Raw genomic sequence first — 21,757 nt, forward strand, 5'->3', positions numbered from 1 at the left:
TTCATGATTATGATAAGTTCGACCGTTATGTATGTCGAAAAATTATAGATAGGTTATCGAGCGTTATTTGTCGCCAGCAGTTGCAGCCCAGCTCCTGTGTTAGAAATTGGCAAATGGTAACTACGGTGCAACTCTTTCAAGGAACCTTCGTTTTCCAATGCTCCACGCATTGCTAGCCACATGTTTAACTCAACGCCTTGCGCACCAGCTTTTTCGACTAACTCATAGTTGGTAAACTGTGTAAGAAGTTCTGGCTCATTGACGATTTTATCCATGCAATAGAGATCAAAAGGCTTATTGATATAGCCCGCTCGTTGGCCATCTAATTGATGAGACAAGCCCCCTGTCCCCATCACCACCACTTTTTGGTCTCCAGAGAACGATCTCACTGCATCACCAATAGCTTTACCGAAGGCATAGCAACGACTCGGCTTTGGCATCGGGTGACGCTCACAATTAATCGCCACAGGAATCACTTTGATGTGACCGTACTTATGGCCAGGCCACATCAAAGTAAGAGGAACCGTTAAGCCATGATCGACCTTCATTTCTTGACATACCGTAATATCAAAATCATGTTCAATTAAATGATTTACGATGTGCCAAGATAACTCAGTTTCACCGGTCACGGGTGGAATCTCCGCAATCCCCCAGCCTTCATCGGCATTTTCATAAAGTTCAGATGCACCGATAGCAAACGTAGGTTTTCGATCATGAAAGAATTCAAGACCATGGTCGTTGTAGAAGATAATAGCGATATCTGGTTCTTGTGTGTAAAGCCAATCGCGTACCGGGGGGTAAGCATCAAAGAAATCTTTCCAATAGGGGGTTTCTTCAAGACCTTTGTCCATTGCCACACCGATAGCTGGTATATGAGACGTTGCGATACCACCAAGTAAATTTGCCATTACACTTCCCCTTGCTTAACTAAGAACGCTTTAAATTCATCGGTGGTCATGCCTGTTTGTAATCCACCCACATCCTGAACATTTAAACCCAAAATGCCAGCAAACTTAGCCAGGTAGTAAATACTGCCGCCTGCTTCAAGCATGCCGATAACATCACGTTGACGCATCGCCTGCTTTTGTTCTTCGGTAAGCTTGAACTTTTCATAATATGCTTCTTCATCTGTCCTAAATTCGTCTCGTGCGGATGCATTATTGAACGAGTAGCACATCTTATTTAAGGGGTAGCCCTTAGTCGCCATTGGGCCATCTAACATTATTGTTCCGGGAATACTGCCTTGACTAGCCATTTTTCACCTCTGTAATTTATTCTTATTGAATAACAATTCATAAAAGTGAGTATAAATTGAACTGAGAGGAGGAAATTTGACTTATATCTATTTTAAAGGTGAGCATACATTGCTTTTACAGTCAGAGATATTCAAAAAAAGTTATACAGAAGCAATAAAAAAAGCCACCTGATAGTGGCTTTTGGATAATCAAATTTATTGATTATTTATTTTCTAACAGCATCAACCCTGACCCAGTGTTTGAAATAGGGGCATGATAGTTACGGTGCAACTCGGTCACTTCACCTAATAAAGCACCTCGCATCGCAATTAGCATATTAAGCTCAACCGCTTGTGCTCCGCCTAACTCTACAAGATCGTAATTTGAATATTTTGTTAGAGATTCAGGGTCGGAAACCAATTTATCTAAACATTCAATATCGAATGCGCGGTTAATAAAGCCTGCTCGCTCGCCATCCAATTGGTGCGACATGCCGCCTGTACCGAACACAACAACTTTTAGATCATCATCAAAGGATTCAACCGCGCGACCAATAGCTTGACCTAGCGCTAAGGTACGTTTTGGCTGTGGCATTGGGTGTTGCTCACAGTTAATACACACAGGAATCACTTTTACATGACCATAGTTATGACCAGGCCACATAAGGTTTAGCGGTACAGTAAGTCCATGATCTACCTTCATTTCCTGACAGATAGTCATATCAAAACCATCTTCAACAAGGCTATTAGCAATGTGCCAAGACAACTCAGACTCACCTGTTACTGGTGGGATCGTTGGAATACCCCAACCCTCATCAGAGTTGTAATACTCATCTGCAACACCCATTGCAAAGGTTGGCTTCTTATCAATGAAGAACTCTAAACCATGGTCATTGTAGAAAAGAATAATGACATCAGGCTTTTGTTCATTTAGCCAATCACGTACTGGAGGATAGCCATCAAAAAACGGCTTCCAGTATGGCGTTTCTTCTAGGCCATTTGCCATTGCATTCGCAATTGCAGGAATATGAGAAGTGGTCACACCACCGATAATTTTAGCCATTACACTTCTCCTCGACCGTTTTTCTCAAGCATTGCTTTAAATTCATCAACACTCATGCCTGTTTGCAAAGCACCAATATCTTGCATATTAAGCTTCAGCAAACCTGCGAATTTAGCTAAGTAATAAATACTGCCGCCTTCTTTTAATAAAGCAATGATATCTTTATCTTTAATTGCCTGTTTCTGAACATCTGTCAGCTTATACTTGTCACAATATGCTTCAGGATCAGCATTAAACTCATCACGTGCTTCTTGATTATTAAAAGAGAAGCACATTTTATTTAGCCCATATCCTTTTTTAGCCATTTCGCCATTAAAAAGATACGTTCCAGGAAATTCGCGTTTTTCATTAGTCGCCATAGGGAGACCTCATTATTTTTATCGTTTGTCGTGTTACTTAGCCCAATACAGTCGCATTGGGTTATCGACTAAAAGTTTCTGCTGAAGTGCTTCAGTCGTTGCAATCTTAGGAATTACATCAACCAAATGACCATCATCTGGCACATGTGATTTCATGTTTGGATGCGGCCAGTCCGTTCCCCAAAGAACACGATCAGGGAATTGCTCAACCAAGGTTTTAGCGAATGGTACAACATCTGAGTAATCAGGTGCTTGAAGCGTTAGACGCTCTGGGCAGCTAACCTTACACCAAACATTGTCGTTTTCAGCCATGAAGTTCACAAAGCGTTGGAAGTCTGGGTGGTCAACGCCTTTTGCAACATCTGGGCGTCCCATGTGATCAACAACAATCGTTGTACCCAACTCTTTTAAGAAAGGAATCAGCTCTTCAAGATCGGGCGCTTCAAAGTACACAACGATGTGCCAATCCAATTGCTTCACTTTCTCAGCAATGGATAAAAACACTTCTTTTGGTGTGCTATCAACCAAGCGTTTCACAAAGTTAAAGCGGACACCGCGGACACCAGCGTCATGGAACTCTTTTAGTTGCTCAAGAGTGAACGAGTCATCGATGAACGCCACACCACGTGCTAACTCGCCAGCAGCGTTTAGCGCATCGATCAAAGCAGCATTATCAGTGCTATGGCAAGATGCCTGAACAATGACATTTCGAGAAAAACCTAGATGATCACGCAGCGCAAACAACTGATCTTTAGACGCATCACATGGTGTGTACTTACGCTTTGGGTGATATGGAAACTGATCAGCTGGACCAAATACGTGACAATGTGCATCCACAGCGCCTTCAGGTGCTTTGTAAGCAGGCTTACTTGGGTTGGGATGAAATGGAAGATAATCTTTGTCCATCTTTTAATACCTATATAATTCTTGTTAAAAGAACGGTTTACAAACCGTTCTTATGTACAAATACTTTGCCATCAAATAGCTTTCGTGCCGTACGTAACAGGGCCGCTGAGCTAACATCGCCCTGCTCATTTTGATCTAGTACTACGGTCATACAGCCTGTTGGATGCTCAACATCGAGCGTCATACGGGATGCTGCATCATACGTTGCCAAGTCATTCGCTGGCGAACCTTTTAATACTGCTGCCGTCGCCACACTCACAGCACCTAATACACCGATCGATGCATGACAGCGATGGGGAATAAACGTACGAGTAGAGATCGCACCACCATTAGAAGGCGCTGATACCATGGTCATCTTGGGCACGGACTTTTCTTTGACATCACCAAGGTTCATCAAAGGACCGACTTGCAAACGAATAGACTCAAGTTTGGCGCGAAGTACGTCATTAGCTTCCAGCTCTTCACGAGTCTCTTGTCCCGTTATGCCCATGTCTTCAGCACGCATTACCACACACGGCATACCGTTATCGATCATGGTTAACTCAATGCCATCGATCACATCCACCACATTGCCGGTGGGTAACAATGACCCACAACTTGAGCCAGCGGTATCTTTGAATGTAATTGGCACAGGTGCTGAGAAGCCAGGAACACCATCAATTCGAGCATCGCCTTCGTAGACGACTTCTCCGTCTTTCACTTGCACACGTGCAACCGAAATTTGGCCAGTGTTACGCATAAAAATGCGTACTTCAGTTTCACCCTCTATGGGATCAACTAAGCCACGTTCGATTGCAAACGGACCAACACCAGCAAGAATATTGCCGCAGTTTTGCGCGTCCGTCACAATCGCTTGATCTACAAAAACTTGCAGAAATAAGTACTCAACATCTGCATCTTCACGATCAGACTTACTTACAACCGCGACCTTAGACGTTAATGGATCGGCACCACCCATACCATCAATTTGACGCGCATCGGGTGACCCCATAACGCGCAATAAAAAGTCAGCACGTGCACTTTCATCAGCTGGCAATGCGTCCGCTAGAAAGTACGCCCCTTTGGAAGTACCTCCGCGCATCCACATACATTCTACGCCCTTAGACATATTTTAAGCCTTTGGCTTCAAGACGAGGACGCATGTCATAGATGTCTAAACCAAGCTCACCGTTCTCTAAACGAACGCGCTTAGCTTCTTCGTTATCCATACGTTTACGAGCCAGCTCCAAGACTTCAGCAGCCTTTTCACGACGAACAACAACAACACCATCATCGTCAGCAACCACGACATCACCAGCATTGATCAGTTGATCTGCACATACGATGGTGACGTTTACAGAACCCAGCGTTTCTTTGATGGTACCTTCGGCACAAACCGCTTTAGACCAAACAGGAAAGTTCATTTGACGAAGATCACGTGTATCACGCACACCACCATCAATCACCAGACCAACAACGCCACGTGCTTGGGCTGAAGTTGCTAATAAATCACCAAAGAAACCGTGGTATGAAGGTGATGTCGGCGCAAAGACCAAAATATCGCCCGCTTTACACTGCTCAATAGCAACGTGCATCATCCAGTTATCGCCCGCAGCACCAGAAATAGTGATCGCAGAGCCTGCAACCGCTTTGTCTTGCTGAATCGGACGCATATAGTGAGCCAACAAACCAACACGACCCTGAGCTTCGTGGATCGTCGCCACACCACATTCTGCTAGACCATCAATAATGGCTTGATCGGCACGTTCAATGTGTTGAACTACAACATTTTCTCGCATGACTTATTCCTTAAACTTTTAGACGGCTGAAGACACGGCGAGTGTTGTTCTCGAAGATGTCTTGCTTCTGTTCAGCGGTTAGCACAGTGTTGTTATCGATGTAACGTTTCGTGTCATCAAAGTAATGACCTGTTTCTGGGTCGATACCACGTACTGCACCAATCATTTCCGATGCAAACAAGATGTTCTTAGTCGGGATAATATCTAACAGCAAATCAATACCACGTTGATGATAAACACACGTATCGAAGTAAATGTTATTCAATACACGCTCTTCTAGGTCAAATCCTTTGTCTAATGCTAGACCACGGAAACGCCCCCAGTGATAAGGCACTGCGCCGCCACCATGAGGGATGATGATTTTCAAATCTGGGAAGTCTTTGAATACATCAGACATCATGAGCTGTTGGAAACCAGTCGTGTCTGCACCGAGGTAGTGAGAGCCAGTCGTATCGAAACAAGAGTTACAAGCTGCCGATACGTGAATCATCGCTGGGATGTCGTATTCACACATCTTTTCATAAATTGGGTAGAAAGAGCGGTCAGATAGACGAGCACCATCCCAATGACCACCAGACGGGTCAGGGTTTAGGTTAATACCAATAAAGCCCATTTCTTCAACTGTACGGATGATTTCAGGAACAGATTTCGCAGGATCCACGCCTGGAGACTGAGGCAACTGAGCTACTGGGACAAAGTTCTCTGGAAAAAGGTCACACACACGACGAATCAAATCATTCTGGTGTTCAGTCCAGTATTGGCTGGTGTATTCATTACCAACATGATGTCCCATCCAGCTTGCACGTGGAGAGAAAATCGTTAAGTCCGTGCCACGCTCCTGTTGCAAGCGTAGTTGGTTATTAATGATACTTTCACGGATCTCATCATCAGTAACGTGGATAGTTCCTTTTTCACCCTTAGCAAGCGGGTCTTGTGCTACCAGTGCTTTTTGCTTATCACGGTACTCACCTACTGCAGGTGGTGTAGTTGTATAGTGACCATGGCAATCTATAATCATGCTACTGCTCTCTTAACTGTTATCTATTTTTATTGGATGTTTTAGCGCTCGATAGACATCGTCCTTTAATGTATTGAACCTTACCAATACCGAAACGCTATCTAATCTAAGAATATTAGTAGTCAGTCGCTTTTTGACCATTTCAATTTAAAGCCATACGTATTGCATTTTGAGATAGCTAAACATTCTCTTTTTTCAATATCGATTTATTTAATCAATAACATATTGATATCCAAGTAGATTGAGCCCTCCTAAAGGGCGTGAACGAGAAATATATCTAATTGTTTTTATTGATTATTTTTTACAAAAAATCGGAATAATTTTTTTTGTATTCTTTTTTAGCATACTTAAGAGCCTAAAATTTCATTTCTAAAATGCTGAGTTTTGATTCATTTTTGAGGTGTTCAACAGTTTAAGACGAGAAACTCGAACGGCTTACCCTCTTAAACGAACTTTATGTCTATAGTAGATGTGAACGATATTTTCACTCAGCACAGATATATCGGCTAAAGACCAACTAAAAAGTCACAAAAATAATAGCGGAGACTATAAAAATGAAAAAACGCTTTCTAACTACTGTTGCAGGTATTGCTCTAATGTCAGGCGCAGCCTTTGCGGATTATCCTACTAAGGATATCCAAGGCATCATCCAATGGGGAGCGGGTGGTTCAACTGACACAGTAATGCGCTCAATTTCTCCACACGTTGAAGAAGAGCTTGGAAGTGACATCATCCTGACTAACAAAACAGGTGGTGTAGGTGCCATTGCATTAAAATATGTTAATGCTAAAAAAGCAGATGGTTACACCCTTCTTATGGGGGCTGAAAACCCACAAATGTATAAAGTGCTAGGTTTATCTGATACTGACTACAACGACATGGTTGCGATCAATATCCTTGCACGTGGCACGCCAATTTTCGTAGCTCAGAAAGACGCACCTTACAACAACATGCAAGAACTTATTGACTACGCTAAAGCCAATCCAGGTAAAGTTAAGTTTGGTTCTACTGGTAAAGGTGGTTTGACTTCTATTGTTATGGCCATGCTAGAGTCACAAGTTGATTTAGATTACACCAGCATTCCTTACAACGGTGACGGCCCTGCCCTTACAGCACTTCAAGGCGGCGCTATTGATGTAATGCCTTCTGTATTGGGCGCTACTGTAGAGCACTTGAAAGCCGGCCGTATGAAAGCGCTAGGCGTAGTTGATGTCGAAAAAAGCAAACTACTTCCAGGCGTTGCTCCAATCACTGACACCTTGCCAGGTATGAAATCTTACCTTCCTTGGGGACCTTTCTTTGGTGTATTCGTGAAAAAAGGCACTCCTGAAGAAGCAGTTGAAAAACTTCAAGCAGCCTTCCATAAAGCTGCATTCAGCCCTGACTTCATTGATCTAATGGAAAAACGCGGTTTCACAATTCTTAATGTAAGCGGTGAAGAAGCAGATATGTTCTTAAGTGGCTACCGATCTACTTCTTCTTGGTTAGTGCACGAAGCTGGTTTCAGCAAGCGTTCACCTGAAGAATTCAATATTCCAAAACCATAACAGCGTTTCGACGAGGGCGGGTGCTCAGAGCACTCTGCCCTTATGCTTTGTCTTTTTGAGGAGTTATCATGCCTCGCACTGTCTATCGTCGCCCAGGTGAAAGAGTATTTTGCTTTTTACTGGTCGTTTTCAGCGTGTATCTTTTTTGGCAAGCCTACGGCATCTCGGGCTTCAGTGAACTTAGTTCACCCGGTGCATTCCCATTGGCCACATCTGCAACCATGTTGCTTGCTGCCTGTGTCGTATTCGTGAATACATTAAAATTGCCTGAGGCTGAAGGCGTTCGCTTCTTCTACCACTGTTTCCCACCCATCGTTGGGATCGTGATGGCATTGATTCTAATTTTTGCAATCATGCTTGAGAGTCTTGGGTTTATTCTTTCGAGTTTCTTCTTTTTATTTGTTGGAATTCAATTCCTTTATCAGAAAAGCGTGCTAACAACCCTGAGCATTACCGTGTTGTCTCTCGTTGTGGTGTACATTATTTTCCGATTAGTTTTCCAAGTGGTTTTACCAGAGGGTATCGTACCTGAACGTGAAATCCTTGCTGCCATTGAACAATTCTGGAGGGGCTAATAAATGGACGCTTTTTCTTATTTTGCCATTTCTTGGCTGTCGCCAGAGTTATTAGGGCTTACTGCTCTTGGTACGTTTTTAGGCATTTACGTCGGTGCTATTCCTGGATTATCCGTCACTATGGCGGTTTCCATTTTGATTTCTTTTACCTTTTCATGGGACGTTAACTACGCATTATGTCTAATGGTAGGCGTATTCATGGGCGGGGTTTATGGTGGTTCTCGAACAGCAATCTTGCTGAATATTCCTGGGGCGCCATCCGCTATTGCGACCGCACTGGATGGCTATCCACTAGCGAAGAAAGGTTTAGCAGGCGAAGCCATCGGGCTATCAACCATTATGTCTGTGGTTGGTGGTTTTGTCGGCATCTTCGTTCTTTCTATCGCAGCACCTAGCATCAGCGAATTCGCGCTGACATTCCAACCTCGTGATTATATGATGTTAGGCGTATTAGGCATTATGCTGGTTGGCTCACTATCAGGCGGCAGTCTCGCCAAGGGTATCTTTGCTGGTGCTTTTGGTCTTCTAATTGGTACCGTTGGTTTAGACCCAATGACAGCTGAAGAGCGTTTTACCTTTGGTATCGTAGAGCTATGGGATGGCATCAACCCTGTTGCAGTAATGATCGGTTTATTTGGTATCTCCGAAGCACTTCATCAACTGCACCATATGAACAAAGCGGTAGTGAAGCAAAAAATCACACGCATCATTCCTAAATGGATGGACGTCAAAAAATACCTACCATTGAGCCTGCAGTCATCGTTCATTGGCGTCATCGTAGGGGCTTTACCTGGAACAGGTGGCGACATTGCTGCATTAATGGCCTATGACCATGCTAAGCGCATTACCAAAAAGCCTGAAGTTGAGTTCGGGAAAGGCGCGAAAGAAGGCTTAATTGCTCCTGAAGCTGCAAACAATGCGGCGGTAGGTGGGGCTTACATTCCTATGTTAACGCTAGGTATTCCCGGCGATGCCGTCACTGCAGTATTCATTGGGGCACTCTTCATTCACGGCTTAAACCCTGGACCACTTTTGATGGTCGAGCAGCCGCATATGTTCTGGTTTACCGTGGGCAACCTTACTCTTGCCAATATTTTTGTCCTGATCTTTGGCTTAACTGGCATCAAACTATTCTCGAAAATCGTTGAATGCCCTAAAGGGATCCTAATTCCACTGATCTTCTTATTATCAGTAGTGGGTGCTTACGCCATTAATAATTCGGTTATTGATATTTGGTGGATGCTTGCATTTGGTGTATTCGGCTACTTCATGCGTCAATATGGCTTCCCCGTGGGACCTGTTATTTTAGGCGTTATCTTGAGTAGTTTGACGGATGAGAACTGGCGTCGCGCCATCCTATCAGAACGTGGCAGTCTAGTTGATTTGTTTAGCAACTTGCTCACTAGCCCATTATCTGTCGTGCTTCTTTTTACCATAATTTTCATTTTATTCTCACAGAGCCCTATCTGGACTCGATGGATAAAACCAAAATTATTGCGCTCCAAAGCGAACTAGTTGAGTTCGTCATTACAATGCCGGCCTTGCGCCGGCATTTTTTTCTTAAAAACGCCTCACCTAGCGCCATTCAAAGCCCCAATAAATGCATAATTTTTAGAAGCTTACCCTTGCACAAATCATCATGTTGAAAGCGCGTTTTTTCATTGCTTGACCAGCGAATCAACTATAGTGTTATAAAGATACATTAAACCACTATAAAGATGACATTTTTGGGGTCAAAGATATGACTGCTCACACTCTTGATAAAAAGCCTTCTGTACTCGGTTTAGAGTTTATTGAGATCGTGGCTCAAGATATAGACAACGTCCGCGCTTATCTTAATCAGCTTGGATTTACGTTAACATCAAAACATCGCAGAAAGCAGGTTTACCTATTCCAACAAGGACAAACCAAAATTATTGTCAATGCATCAGACGATCTCACTGCGGAAGCTTATTTTAATGAACTCGGTATTTCTGTATACGCTATTGCCCTACGCTGCTATCAAGCAGCTGATGTCTACCATAACGCAATTGAGTTAGGTGGTTGGGATAAGTCAAACCACTCTGGTCCAATGGAAATCAATATTCCGGGTATAGAGGGTGTGGGCGGAACCTCTTTATACTTTATCGATCAACCACGTGAAAACCTCAGTGTTTACGATATCGATTTCATTGAGCTAGATGAGCAAACCGAAAATACAAAAGCCATTGAGCGCTTTACGGCAGTAAACTTTACCGTTGAAAAGCAAAGAGCCCAAGCGTTAACCATATGGTTACAAAGACTGCTAGATCTCAAAGAAGGCTCTTCAACAGTCGAGTTGCCCGATGGCTTCCAAATTCGTTTTACAGAAGACGCAGACGATAATGAGCATTGTGATTTTATCAATTCATTACATGTACAGCTCGTAGCAAGCTGCCAACTGGACCGACTGCCACGCTTGCAAAACTCGGCATTCGAGATTAGGGGTTAGGCCATGAGCATTTCAATTTCTGCAAACTTGTTCAATGGTAATTTAGAGCACATATTTACGCTATTCACGGAATATGGCATTACGCATGTCGACTTAACCCATACAGATGTTAAAGCAGACGCAAGAAGTTTGGAAAACCTAGTCGACCTATCAAGCCGTTACCAAATTACCTTTAACAGCGCCTCAGGCCTTAGAGAGTATGGTGGCAACACAAATCATATTCATGAATATGATACCGAAATGGCACGTACGTATATACGCGCTGCGAAACGTCTTAACTGTCAAATCTTAGTCGTCACAGCACCAACCATCCGCTCCAAAGACATTGACCACCAAAAAATCATCAATGATTTACGCATACTTGCCAATATGGCCCTACCATACAACATTCAGGTGGCTTTGAAAGTATTACCTTGGTCCCCTTATATTGGTAGTTATGAAATTGCACAAGAGATTATTACGGCAGTAGATAGCCCGAATTTTGGGTTAGTTCTGGATACCTTTCTCTTTATTTGTAATGCTGAAAATATCGAGATTCTAGACCAACTACCGATCGACAAGATTTTTAATGTGCAATGTTCAGACTTAGCCGTTACTTTGATTGACTCATTAGAAGAATTAATTGATGCGGATCGTAGTAAGCGACTAATACCAGGTGATGGATATTTTCATGCGGATATCAAGCAAATTTGTAAGACTCTAACTACTAAAGGCTATCGATCCCATTTTAGTATTTATGCCAATGGCTCAATGTACCAAGCGATATCTCATGAGAAACTGCTCGATAAATTATGCTCAATTTCGCTGTAAGACTAATTTAGCCACCGATATCTAGAGATTAAGTGTTAAGCACCCCCTCTATTTTACTTGACCATGCTTCCATCGCTTCATCTCTATTTAGGCGTATATGGTGGCATCTCAGTTGACTGATCCCTGCTAAGATCGATTCAGGGATCATTGTTGAATCATCAAAATCTATGATCAATTTCACGTCATTGCGAATGATTAAAGCTTCAAGATCGCTTGGATAGCGCACTGTCGAGCCCAGCATTATTGTCCGATTACTCCAAGGCTCATCATCGATAAAAGCGATGATTTTTATATTGCTTTCTGAAATCAAATGCTGGGCAAGGTGGTAACAATGTGTATCAATACCAACGACAATGATATTGTTTGGTGAATTTTTTGAGCAACTTATTATGTTATTAAGCCATTTTAGAAACATTCGCTACCCCATAAATGCCTAATTCGAAGGCATAAAAACTGTCTGCCCATCTATCTCTCCTTGAACCAATTTCTGTTGGTATAGAGGTTCTAAGTTCTCCAGCGTTAGAAGTTGTTGAGCCTGTCCTGCCAATATTGATCGATCTGGATACATTAACATCACATGTGAACACCATCTTGCAGCAAGGTTTAGATCATGCAGAGACATAATCATCACCCCACCTTTTTTAGCTTGCTGCGATAAGAGCGACATGACTTCTACTTGATGATGTAAGTCTAAGTGGTTTGTTGGCTCATCTACCAGCCAAATATCAGGCGCTTGGGCATATAACGCAGCAATCGCTGTTCTTTGTCGCTCTCCACCTGATAATTGATGAAGCGAACGGGTTGATAAGGATTGCAGCGATAATGCCTCCAAAGCGGCCGTAGTTAGCTCTTGATCACGTCGAGAATCATTTTTCCAGTTTGAAGCACTATAAGGAAAACGACCTAATAAAACTGTTTCCATAACCGTAGCCGGCAGTCCATCTTGGTGCTCTTGAAACAATACACCCACTTTCTGCGCAAGCGACAAGCGATGAATGTCTTGAAGTCGTATTTGATCGATATAGATGTTGCCAGAACACCACTTCCTAAGGTTCGCTAAGGTATGCAGAAGCGTCGTTTTACCAACTCCGTTTGGCCCCAAAAGCCCCCACACTTCTCCTGACTTCATTTCAAAAGACATGGGCAAAGGTGAGCAATTCGGAAGATCTAAAACCACAGAGCGAGCCGATAAAGTAGTCACATGCGCCCCTTATTCAATAAGAATAGGAATGTTGGCACACCTATCAACGCCGTTATTACACCAACAGGCAATTGCTCTGGAGCAATAACAGTTCGCGCAATGGTATCTGCAAAGGTTACGAGACAACCACCCGAAAGCGCTGACGCGGGTAATATGAGCCGTTGGTCGTTGCCAAGTATTAGCCGCATCATATGAGGAATAACTAAGCCAACAAATCCCACACTGCCTGCCGTAGTCACAGCAATCGCAGTCATAAGGCTCGCCAATATAAATACGAACCGCTCCAGAAATACCACATTAACGCCTAAAGCCGCCGCTTGTAATGGCCCTCTGGCTAAGACATTCAGGCTTTTAGCAAAAGGCATAACAAGCATACTGACCATAGCTAAAACCACCCAAGCCAACCAAGGCGAATGAGCATATGCAAGATCCCCCATTAGCCAAAATAGCATTCCCGGTATCTTTTGAGGCGGCGCTATGGCCAATATGAGAGTAATACATGCCCCCCACCCCGCAGCAATAACGACTCCCGTAAGTAATAGCCGCATAGGCGTAGTTTGACCAGAACGTTGCGATAAACCAAAAACCAATAAGCTTGATAGCGTCGCACCTAAAAAAGCAGCGCCAGATAAAATAATGCCTGAGGCTCCAACCAGTATGGCACCAAGAACCATAACCGAAGCACCACCTGAAATCCCCAAAACATAAGGATCCGCTAAAGGATTGCGTAACAATATTTGCATCAAGGCGCCCGCCATTGATAACAAAGCGCCCGTTGCAAAGGCTGCGGCCACTCTTGGAATACGTAATTCCCATACAAGGGTTTGATACAATTGAGAACCTTGCGAACGTAAAGCAGAACTCACATCAGTAATAGAAAGGGAAACACTGCCCTGAGTAATTGAAAATAACAAAGTAGCACAAGACACAAATACCAAAAGGATCAATGGCATACTGGGGGACCGATGCAGCATAACCTCAGTTCCTCCTCTGCCTAGCCAAATCAAGACGTTGACACATGATCTTTGCCCCTTCCAGTAGCCTTGGCGTTGGCCTCTGTATCAAAGAAGGCGGAACGAAAAACAAATTATCACGCTGTGTCGCCAACAGATTCGGAAAGGTGCGCCAAGCCTCAAGCCAGTGTGCGTTTCGCTCCCCCATTCCGCCTGCGATAATCGCTTCAGGGTTTTTAATTAAAACTGCCTCATTATTAAGCCGTGGGATAAGCCGAGAAGAGTCAGCAAATACATTAATACCACCACATAACTCAACAACCTGATTAATATAATGCTCATCATTCATTGTCATCAGCGGCTCATCCCACACTTGATAGAAAGTCGCTACCCGAGGCTTATTTGAATATTGAGATCTTAATTCAGCAATCCCATTCAAAAAGGTTTGCGCGGCACGATCACCCTGTGTCTCAGTGCCAGCTAAGAGGGCAATATCACGAATATCCCCAGCAATATCTGAAAAAGAGTGAGGCTCAACATAATAGATAGGCAACCCTAAGCGAGCCAAGACTGAAATCTGCTCACTTGGGTTACCTGTACCCCATGCTAGAACTAAGTCTGGCTTCAGTGCTACCAACCGCTCGAGGTCCAAGCGACTGGGGCTACCGACTGACTCTATTTCTTGCGCTGCACTAGGGTAATCACTGAAAGACACCACAGCGACAACTCGCTCCCCAGCTCCTGCAGCAAACGCTAGCTCTGTCGCACCGGGGGACAGGGCCGCAATTCGGGTTGCGGAGCGTTCCAAACACACCTCATGCTCTTTGTCATCTACGACACACTGCCCCCACACATTTGCCAGACATAACATAGCGGTAAAAGCCGTTGTCAAAGCGATCTTTAAGAACATAAGGCAGCATCCTCTTAAAGAGCTGAGTATTTAACCGTTAAGAAAAGACCACGACCAGGATTGCTATAACCTTCAGCTGTTTGATAAGACTTATCTAATGCATTTTTAATGCTTAAATTAGCTTGCCACTTTGGTGCGATGTCATAACGAGCACGTAAGTGCAGCAGCCCAAAACCTGGTAACAGCGTTTCATTTTCAGCGTCATCATAACGTTGCCCATAGCCGACTAAAGTCATACCTAATAAACCTTTCTCAAAATGTCTATCGAGTTCTATTCGAGTACTTTGTTTAGCTCTACGTGCCAGTTCTTTACCGTGATTAGCGCCCTCGCTTCGGTTCTCAGTATCCATATAAGTTGCCGCGAGAGCTAATGACCATTGGTTAAAGCTCAAACCAGAAGCTAACTCAAGACCTTGCACTCTCGCCGAATCGATGTTGCCAACCGTTGGGTAGGTCCAGGCAATGAGATCTTTATAATCAGCCTGATAAAGTGCTGTATCCCAGTACAACAGCTCATAGTCTCCACGAACACCCACTTCTATAGTTTGTGAAGTTTCCGGACGAATCTCATTAGTTAATGTATAACCCCAATTCTCAGCATTCATTGAATTGAATGTCGGAGCCGTAAAGGAGGAACGACCACTAAGTCGCACTGTATGCCTTTCATCTAATTGATAGCCTAAGGCAATACCTCCCGTCGTTTGCGTATCGTATTCATTGTAATGATCGGCTCTGATATTTAACTGCACACTTGCTCGCCCGATTTCAGATAAGCTTTGAGCAAATGCACTGTTGCTTTGTCGACCTTTTGAATATGAGCCATCGAACTCGTCTTCTACCCTTTCCGCCCCTAAGACAAACTCATGATTATCTAGCCAAAGTGTATTGTTCCAACGTACCGCCTGTGACTGACTATCAAAGAAAGAGCCTGTGGCTGTGCCATTACTATCCAGAACAGCGTACTCATCTCGTGCTTCACGTATCTGTACTTCCGACTGCCATGAGTCGTTGATATCGACACCGGTTGTTAAGGCAATCACCTGATTTACATAATCATTGGTTCGTAAGCTGCCATATGACTCATAGTCGGATTCACCAGATGCACGCATGATGAATGCCTTAACGTAAGCATCGTTATCAAAGTCATAACCTAATCGTGCCATAAAATGATCATTCGAATACGGCATATCCGTACCCTCTGATTTTACCGGCGCGCCATCTGTTTGGAATGTGCCAGCTGAGATTACATAGCTTGCATCGCCTTCATACCCTGACACTGAAACATCAGCCTGTTTTGTGCCAAAAGAGCCAGCCCCCATCGCTATATCAGCTTTTGTGTCGTCCTTAGCCTCAGGTAAGAAAACCTGAACAACACCGCCTGATGCACTCGAGCCATACAAAGAAGACTTGGGTCCGCGAACAATTTCCACACGCTCGATTTGACTCATAGGCAAATATTGCCAAGACGCTGAACCAAGAGAATGAGATTGAATAGGGACGCCATCAATAAGCAATTTTGTGCCAGTACTATTTGCCCCTCGGGTAAATACGCTCGTACTTTTACCGTATCCACCATTAGTCACAATATCGATACCAGGCTGACCAGCCAGTATTTCTGAAAGCTCTTGAGGCTGCTGGTTTTGAAGAGTCTCTTTATCAATGACCGTGACGGATGTAAGCGATTTTGCAGCGCTCTGCTCTGTAGTGGTTGCAGTAACGACAAGTTGCGTTAATGATGTTGGCTCAATCGTCGTGTCATCTTCAGCCAATGAACTGGATGAATGCGCCATCAAGCCAAGCGCAATCAAAGTATTAGGAAAGGAACAGATAGTTTTCATAGTGTCTTCTATATTGAGACTGAGCACGCCCGCACAGTCATTCATTATTTGCCAACCATTGTTGGCACCTAACCAAAGGCAGGTCTCCGGACTCATAAAGTGGGGCAACCCAGCTTGAACGCCTTCCCATGCAAACACAGTGGCCTATTGAACAAGCATTACTTTAATTACCGTTGCGGGGGCAGTGCTGAATTTCCATCAGCTTCCCTTTTAATACAGGTGGATTACATATGCTGTAAAACATCTCAACCTTTAGCGGCGCGTACTCTACCACATGCCCTTAATTCAGTGAATGAAAGACGTTCAAGGGATACTTAAAAACCCTCAAAAACGCATACAAAGCTTCCAGATTACAACACCACCTATTATTATTTTTACTTATAAAGGGAATGCTCTACCACAAGGCCGTGGATACGTTTGATATTCGAGGTCATTATGTTCCGTTTCATCTCTTTGCTCGTATTCTTATTTGTCACATCACCAGCTTATGCCAACATCAATGTTACGGTTGAAAAAGTCCAATCCGTATACGATGCCGACACTTTCCGTGTCGACATTTCTGGTTGGCCAGACATTGTAGGAAAGAATATTCCTATCCGTGTAAACGGCGTTGATGCAGCTGAAATAAGAGGGAAATGCACCATTGAGAAAGAGTTAGCAAGAGCAGCTAGAGACTATACGAAAACAATGCTACAGAACGGGAGAATCATTGAACTTCGTAATATTCAGAGGGGAAAGTATTTCCGACTATTAGCCGATGTCTACGTCGACGGTATTTCTCTTTCTGAAGCACTCATTCACTCTGGACATGCTCGGCCTTATGATGGAGGCACTCGTCAAGGATGGTGTGCGAAACACAAATAAAAATTAAAATGAATTGTAAATTTAATGCTCTTATGTATCTTTTTGTATCTAATGAGCTTGTAACTTCCTCTAAAAACGCTAAGTTATACTCATTCATATTATTTTGTTACAAAAAGTTATGTTTCATTGTAATGAGTTGATGCCGAAATTATTGTGACAGGATGTCCACTGCCTCACACCATCCGAGGAGTCCAAATGTTTTTCCAGAACAAGAAGTTACAGTTAAAAATTGCTGAAATGCAAAATGAGTTAGCGAAATTTCTGAGTATTCAAAAGGATCTAAAAGAAGAGATGCTGTACTTTGTCGTGGACAAAGACGGCAAATTTTTAGAGGCGAACTCGGCTTTTCTAAAGTCTTGTGGTTTCACGCTGGACCAACTTGGGCGTTTATCAGACCGAATTTCCACTAAAGCCATAAATAAAGATCACTCACGAAACCTACTTAGCGCTGTAAACCAAGGAAAGCATTGGCATGGCGCCATGCAGTTAACCGATATCGAAGGTAATGAATGTTGGTATCGGGTGATTACTACGCCGGCGGGCGATAAAAACGGGCAAAGAATGGACGCATACTGTGCGGAACTCACGCGAACCATTACTCAATCTCGTCAAAAAGAAGATATGTTAGCGGCTTTGGACCGCTCACAAGCAGTTATCGAATTCAGCTTAGATGGTATTATTTTAGAGGCGAACCAAAATTTCCTTACCCAAATGGGCTATAAAAAAAGCGATATACTGGGTAAGCACCACAGAATTTTCTGTGATAACGAGGAAACCAGTTCACCTGAATATCAGCAATTTTGGAATAAACTTGCTTCAGGAGAGTTTTTTTCCGGTAGGTTTAAACGTATTGACAGTAGAGGCAATGACGTTTGGCTGGAAGCGACTTACAATCCAATACATGATGAGCATGGCGATTTATACAAAGTTGCAAAATTTGCCTCAGTGATCACAGAACAAGTAAACCGCGAGCAAGCCATTTCTGAAGCTTCAGAAGTTGCTTACAATGTGTCGCAACGTACAGATGACAATGCCGCAAAGGGTATTGATGTCATCAATGCAACCATTAAAACCATGGATGAGCTTTCTTCGAGAATGGGCAAAGCCAGTACCGGCATTACGGAATTAGACACTCAGTCTTTAAAAGTGGCGGAACTTGTCGAGAGTATTCGTGGCATTGCAGATCAAACCAACTTATTAGCACTCAACGCAGCAATAGAAGCTGCTCGTGCAGGAGAGCAAGGTCGCGGTTTTGCCGTGGTAGCAGACGAAGTACGTCAATTAGCTTCACGAACCAGTGCTGCAACCGAGCAAATCATTGAGGTTGTTTCAGAAAACAAGAAACTTACAGAACAGGCCGTTAGCCTTATTAAAGGCAGCCTTGAGAAAGTAGACCAAGCACACAAACTTACCAGTGATGCTGGCGTCGTTATCAATGACATTCAAATTGGCGCTCAAGAAGTCGTCGATGCGGTCAACCACTTCAAGCAAAGCTTATGATCATTAGTGATCTGATCAATAATGATCAGATCACTTTAAAACTCCCCACATGTTCTTCAAGTGCTTTGTACAATTCTGATACCTTACTTGACTCATGATTTATATTTTGTGCAACCTGCTTTGCAGCTTCAGTTTGGGCGTTTAAATGAACGAGGTTTTCATTGATTTCATTGGCCACTTTCGATTGTTCTCCAGTGGCTTGCGCTGTCTGCGCCGCCATACCTTGTACCTTGGCGAAGGATTGATGCAGAGAATGAAACATTTCTGTCACGCTTTCAAAATTTTCAGCCGTTTTCACGGCGTTCATACGGCTCGCCTTAGTAGAGCTTGAGGATGCTTTGACACTCTCATTAAGCTGATCAATCATCGTCTCAATCTCATTTGTACTGTCTTGTGTGCGGGTTGCTAAAGTTCTAACTTCATCTGCGACCACCGCAAAACCTCGCCCCTGCTCTCCTGCCCGCGCAGCTTCTATTGCTGCGTTGAGCGCCAATAAGTTGGTCTGCTCTGCAATATTGCGAATAACTTCTAACACAGAGGCTATCGCTTCAGAGCGACTTTCTAAAGCTTTCGAATGCTCTTCAGCCTTTTCAATTTCAGCAACCAATGATGACACAGCCTGACGTGAGATATTGACCGATTGAATGCCTTGTTCAGTCAAGTGATTGGAGTCAGCCGCCTCTTTAGCGGTATTCTCTGCGACAGAAGCCATCTCCTGATTAGACATATTCATCTCATGCCCAGCGCTCACGATAAATTCAGAAGAGCTTGCAAGGGACACGGTAATTTCTTGTGTCTGCACGGATGCCTTGTTAAGTGAGTCTGTCACACTGCCAAGTTTTGTGGATTGTTCACTGATACCGGCAACCATTTCCCTGAGAGTTTCAACAAAGCCATCAAACTCTTTTGCCAAGTCACCTAACTCATCTTTTGCATCTGAATTTATGCGAAGTGTTAAGTCGCCATCACCCTCTGCTATTTCCTTTATACGACCAGAGATACTCTCAATATTCCTTGTGAGTGTTAATGGCACTCTATAACCAAAAATCAGTGCGCTTACAAAAGCAATACCAATAAGAGCAATGGCAATGGATTGGTAGGTCTGAATCTGCTGTGTTGTTCTCTGCTCCATTGAGCGCGCGTAGGACTGTACTGACTCACCCGCTTTATCAAGCATTTCACGGATTTCCTTGAAAGTCTGTTCAACCAGCAGAAACTCGTCAGGGATAGAGATAACACTTTCAGATGAAAACGAGTCTATGTAAGAGTGGTTTTCTTGTAACCATTCATTAAATTTCACGTCGAAACCTTGATAAGCTTCCAGCCATTGAGGCTCGTTTTTCAAGTAAATACGGTATTCATTAAAATGCTCTAAAACTTGAGCTGCATTTTCGTCAAACGACTGCCGTGCATTCGACTTTACCTCTAAACCATTTTTAATGTGTTGAACGGCCAAGCGTGCCTGGTACAGATCTCTGTCAGCATTTAAAACAGCACTTATCGCCTCTAAATGACGTTCTAGTTTGGCTGGAGAGACGTCACCATGTAACTTTCTAGTTTTTTCTCGTAGGCTTTCACCGGCTTGATCGAGCATCGCTCGAATCTCATTAAACTGATTATCCAACTGAATTTCATAAACAGAGCGCTTTTGTTGAGCATCACTATTAGTCTGTAGTTGCTCACTTTGACTAACCCATTTATCAAATAAGTTATCAAACTCATTAAAAGGCTCTACTAATTCTTTTGGTTCACCGGCGAGATAACGGCGATACAGCTGAAAGCGATCTGATACTTGTTGGGCATTCTCAGAAAAATCTTGCAGGTTTTTCTCGCGATTCCCTTCACCTGTGAGCAATTTTTCTTGCGCTAAACGAGCTTGATAAATATCCCTATCAGCATTAAGCACCTCTGAGATGGCTTCGAAATAATGCTCAGCCTGTGTCCGCATTGCATTGGTTTGCAGAGCACTCATTAACAGCATAAATACAAATAGACCAACCAATATGGCCGCAAGGCTAATGATTGGCAGCATGACTTTCACACGAATGGAATGAATACGCATCATCAAATCCTTTGACTGAAATTTAATCAGAAAGTCTAGGACAGGTATAGAAAGTGTGCAAAGTTTAAAACTCTTAAAGCAAACCAGCTGATGAATGGAAGGTTAAGCTGCCACTTACTTACAAAAATCGAGACCTAATAATTTCACTTAAATTAAGCTATGATCAAAGAATGAAAAAAAGGCGGTAAGCACCGTGAAATAAAGTTAGAATGTTGCTTTCCAAATAAATTGCCACCCAACCTTTGACTCGCCAATGAACGAACTTTCAAACCAAATTAAAAATCTCTCTTATTGTTTGACGGTAGTACCGGTATCAAACCGCATTGTTGAAGCATTTGCTTGTCGACATGACCTCAAAGCACCTCTTGAGAAGTTAAACAAAGCAGTCAAAAAGCACCGTAGTTCGGGGTATGATTTAGAAGGTAAGAAACTACCTATTGAAAACACTTTGTTAACGGTATTAGACCGAATCCAATCCAACAAACTCAATATCAATGAAGTACAAAAACACTGCAGCCTTTTAACACAATTAGAAAAAACAGCGTTGTTAGAATTGACCAGTCAAATCCTTGAAAAAATGAACGGTAGAGCAGACAAAGCACAAGAAATTCTTAATGCTATGGCGGAAAAAGGGCTACGACTTGAAGACTTCAAGAGCTCATAGAACCA

The 21,757-nt window shown here is 43.2% G+C and carries 21 protein-coding genes, 2 pseudogenes and 1 riboswitch; of the genes and pseudogenes, 9 read left to right on the forward strand and 14 right to left on the reverse strand.

Features of this window, described 5'->3' with window-relative positions:
• Window positions 1-53: 53 nt before the first annotated feature.
• The 8 genes from JHD44_RS02770 to JHD44_RS02805 all read right to left on the reverse strand — a co-directional run bounded on the left by JHD44_RS02770 (window position 54) and on the right by JHD44_RS02805 (window position 6,358).
• Complete coding sequence (locus JHD44_RS02770; RefSeq protein WP_199460858.1) at window positions 54-908, reverse strand: class III extradiol dioxygenase family protein; 855 nt, start codon at window positions 906-908, stop codon at window positions 54-56.
• Window positions 908-1,255 carry a protocatechuate 4,5-dioxygenase subunit alpha gene (locus JHD44_RS02775; RefSeq protein WP_199460860.1) on the reverse strand — a complete coding sequence of 116 codons (348 nt, stop codon included), beginning with the start codon at window positions 1,253-1,255 and terminating at the stop codon, window positions 908-910. Before JHD44_RS02775 ends, JHD44_RS02770 begins: the two co-directional genes overlap by 1 nt.
• 202 nt (window positions 1,256-1,457) lie before the next feature.
• Window positions 1,458-2,297, reverse strand: coding sequence for a class III extradiol dioxygenase family protein (locus JHD44_RS02780; protein ID WP_199460862.1), 840 nt, complete (start codon window positions 2,295-2,297; stop codon window positions 1,458-1,460).
• Window positions 2,297-2,656, reverse strand: coding sequence for a protocatechuate 4,5-dioxygenase subunit alpha (locus JHD44_RS02785; RefSeq protein WP_199460864.1), 360 nt, complete (start codon window positions 2,654-2,656; stop codon window positions 2,297-2,299). Before JHD44_RS02785 ends, JHD44_RS02780 begins: the two co-directional genes overlap by 1 nt.
• Before the next feature lie 33 nt (window positions 2,657-2,689).
• On the reverse strand, window positions 2,690-3,562 hold the full coding sequence (locus JHD44_RS02790; protein WP_199460866.1) for an amidohydrolase family protein: 873 nt from the start codon (window positions 3,560-3,562) through the stop codon (window positions 2,690-2,692).
• Window positions 3,563-3,599: 37 nt separating this feature from the next.
• Window positions 3,600-4,670 (reverse strand): 4-oxalomesaconate tautomerase, encoded by a 1,071-nt coding sequence (locus JHD44_RS02795; protein ID WP_199460868.1) that lies wholly within the window; start codon window positions 4,668-4,670, stop codon window positions 3,600-3,602.
• The gene (locus tag JHD44_RS02800; protein ID WP_199460870.1) at window positions 4,663-5,340 is read right to left on the reverse strand and encodes a 4-carboxy-4-hydroxy-2-oxoadipate aldolase/oxaloacetate decarboxylase; all 678 of its coding nucleotides are present in this window, start codon (window positions 5,338-5,340) and stop codon (window positions 4,663-4,665) included. The genes JHD44_RS02795 and JHD44_RS02800 overlap by 8 nt, the downstream gene beginning before the upstream one ends.
• Before the next feature lie 10 nt (window positions 5,341-5,350).
• Window positions 5,351-6,358: an amidohydrolase family protein gene (locus JHD44_RS02805; protein WP_199460872.1), complete on the reverse strand. Its 1,008-nt coding sequence runs from the start codon at window positions 6,356-6,358 to the stop codon at window positions 5,351-5,353.
• Between the two features lie 554 nt (window positions 6,359-6,912).
• Here JHD44_RS02805 and JHD44_RS02810 point away from each other — a divergent pair.
• The 5 genes from JHD44_RS02810 (at window position 6,913) to JHD44_RS02830 (ending at window position 11,760) form a co-directional block, all read left to right on the forward strand.
• Complete coding sequence (locus tag JHD44_RS02810) at window positions 6,913-7,905, forward strand: tripartite tricarboxylate transporter substrate binding protein (protein ID WP_199460874.1); 993 nt, start codon at window positions 6,913-6,915, stop codon at window positions 7,903-7,905.
• A 68-nt stretch (window positions 7,906-7,973) separates the two neighbouring features.
• Window positions 7,974-8,480, forward strand: a complete 507-nt coding sequence (locus JHD44_RS02815; RefSeq protein ID WP_199460876.1) for a tripartite tricarboxylate transporter TctB family protein — start codon at window positions 7,974-7,976, stop codon at window positions 8,478-8,480.
• A 3-nt stretch (window positions 8,481-8,483) separates the two neighbouring features.
• Complete coding sequence (locus tag JHD44_RS02820) at window positions 8,484-9,995, forward strand: tripartite tricarboxylate transporter permease (protein ID WP_199460877.1); 1,512 nt, start codon at window positions 8,484-8,486, stop codon at window positions 9,993-9,995.
• A 226-nt stretch (window positions 9,996-10,221) separates the two neighbouring features.
• Window positions 10,222-10,950, forward strand: coding sequence for a hypothetical protein (locus JHD44_RS02825; RefSeq protein ID WP_199460879.1), 729 nt, complete (start codon window positions 10,222-10,224; stop codon window positions 10,948-10,950).
• Between the two features lie 3 nt (window positions 10,951-10,953).
• A complete protein-coding gene (locus tag JHD44_RS02830; RefSeq protein ID WP_199460881.1) occupies window positions 10,954-11,760 on the forward strand; it encodes a sugar phosphate isomerase/epimerase family protein in 807 nt (268 codons plus the stop codon).
• A gap of 28 nt (window positions 11,761-11,788) precedes the next feature.
• On the opposite strand, the gene JHD44_RS02835 is transcribed toward JHD44_RS02830, so the two are convergent.
• From JHD44_RS02835 to JHD44_RS02855, 5 genes are all read right to left on the reverse strand, one after another.
• On the reverse strand, window positions 11,789-12,175 hold the full coding sequence (locus JHD44_RS02835) for a nucleoside-diphosphate sugar epimerase/dehydratase (RefSeq protein WP_199460883.1): 387 nt from the start codon (window positions 12,173-12,175) through the stop codon (window positions 11,789-11,791).
• A gap of 18 nt (window positions 12,176-12,193) precedes the next feature.
• Window positions 12,194-12,961: an ABC transporter ATP-binding protein gene (locus tag JHD44_RS02840; RefSeq protein WP_199460885.1), complete on the reverse strand. Its 768-nt coding sequence runs from the start codon at window positions 12,959-12,961 to the stop codon at window positions 12,194-12,196.
• The gene (locus JHD44_RS02845) at window positions 12,958-13,935 is read right to left on the reverse strand and encodes a FecCD family ABC transporter permease (protein WP_199460887.1); all 978 of its coding nucleotides are present in this window, start codon (window positions 13,933-13,935) and stop codon (window positions 12,958-12,960) included. Before JHD44_RS02845 ends, JHD44_RS02840 begins: the two co-directional genes overlap by 4 nt.
• A 4-nt stretch (window positions 13,936-13,939) precedes the next feature.
• The gene (locus JHD44_RS02850) at window positions 13,940-14,824 is read right to left on the reverse strand and encodes a cobalamin-binding protein (protein ID WP_199460889.1); all 885 of its coding nucleotides are present in this window, start codon (window positions 14,822-14,824) and stop codon (window positions 13,940-13,942) included.
• Between the two features lie 14 nt (window positions 14,825-14,838).
• Window positions 14,839-16,758, reverse strand: a complete 1,920-nt coding sequence (locus tag JHD44_RS02855) for a TonB-dependent receptor domain-containing protein (RefSeq protein ID WP_199460891.1) — start codon at window positions 16,756-16,758, stop codon at window positions 14,839-14,841.
• A riboswitch (cobalamin riboswitch) is annotated at window positions 16,722-16,931 on the reverse strand. Its footprint overlaps the gene before it by 37 nt.
• A 166-nt stretch (window positions 16,932-17,097) precedes the next feature.
• Here JHD44_RS02855 and JHD44_RS02860 point away from each other — a divergent pair.
• From JHD44_RS02860 to JHD44_RS19195, 3 genes and pseudogenes are all read left to right on the forward strand, one after another.
• Window positions 17,098-17,526 carry a thermonuclease family protein gene (locus JHD44_RS02860; protein WP_199460893.1) on the forward strand — a complete coding sequence of 143 codons (429 nt, stop codon included), beginning with the start codon at window positions 17,098-17,100 and terminating at the stop codon, window positions 17,524-17,526.
• Between the two features lie 291 nt (window positions 17,527-17,817).
• A pseudogene (locus JHD44_RS19190) lies at window positions 17,818-18,492 on the forward strand (PAS domain-containing protein); the annotation flags it as partial.
• A 102-nt stretch (window positions 18,493-18,594) separates the two neighbouring features.
• Window positions 18,595-19,026, forward strand: a pseudogene (locus tag JHD44_RS19195) (methyl-accepting chemotaxis protein); the annotation flags it as partial.
• A gap of 25 nt (window positions 19,027-19,051) precedes the next feature.
• On the opposite strand, the gene JHD44_RS02870 reads toward JHD44_RS19195, so the two are convergent.
• On the reverse strand, window positions 19,052-21,088 hold the full coding sequence (locus JHD44_RS02870) for a methyl-accepting chemotaxis protein (RefSeq protein ID WP_199460898.1): 2,037 nt from the start codon (window positions 21,086-21,088) through the stop codon (window positions 19,052-19,054).
• Window positions 21,089-21,341: 253 nt separating this feature from the next.
• On the opposite strand from JHD44_RS02870, the gene JHD44_RS02875 reads away from it, so the two are divergent.
• Window positions 21,342-21,752 carry a hypothetical protein gene (locus JHD44_RS02875; protein ID WP_199460900.1) on the forward strand — a complete coding sequence of 137 codons (411 nt, stop codon included), beginning with the start codon at window positions 21,342-21,344 and terminating at the stop codon, window positions 21,750-21,752.
• Window positions 21,753-21,757: the final 5 nt, after the last annotated feature.

The organism is Marinomonas ostreistagni, from assembly GCF_016461785.1.
GTDB classification, from domain to species: Bacteria; Pseudomonadota; Gammaproteobacteria; order Pseudomonadales; family Marinomonadaceae; genus Marinomonas; species Marinomonas ostreistagni_A.